Origin of the sequence: Winslowiella iniecta, assembly GCF_001267535.1 — a bacterium.
Classification (GTDB): Bacteria; Pseudomonadota; Gammaproteobacteria; order Enterobacterales; family Enterobacteriaceae; genus Erwinia; species Erwinia iniecta.
Genome location: NZ_JRXE01000001.1, coordinates 2,148 through 2,557, shown reverse-complemented (window position 1 = coordinate 2,557; position 410 = coordinate 2,148). Strand labels below are relative to the sequence as shown.

General features: G+C 61.2%; 1 protein-coding gene. It reads left to right on the top strand.

The genetic code is table 11. From position 1 onward, the window contains the following. The coding region (locus NG42_RS23060; RefSeq protein WP_193787970.1) for a PAAR domain-containing protein at positions 1 to 410 on the top strand (410 nt) is incomplete at both ends.

The following is a 410-nucleotide window of genomic DNA, read 5'->3' as shown; positions in this document are numbered from 1 at the left end:
GTTGCCCGTCCGGGCGATTTTTTCGCGGCCCTGGGTAAGCAGGTCAGCGACCTGTCCGCGGCGGATATCGCTGATTTTTTCACTCATCTCCGGCAGGACATCCTGCAGCCGACGGTCGCCGCGGCCGCGCCTTACAGCACCCCGGCCAGTACGGACACGGTGAAATGTAAAAAATCGCACCACATCGGTGGCCCGATTTTTCTCGCCGAAGGGTCGAAAAAGGTCTTTATCAATGGTCAGCCGGCGGCGCGCAGCGGCGATCGCAGCACCTGTGAAGCGAAAATCAGGATCGCTGAGGATCCGCGGGTGCGCATCGGCGGTGACGCCGTCGTGGTGCAGGATATCCGCAGCGGCAAAAACTTTTTTGCCTGGTTTACCGGCGGCATGCTCGGCGGCGGCGAACTGAAGCA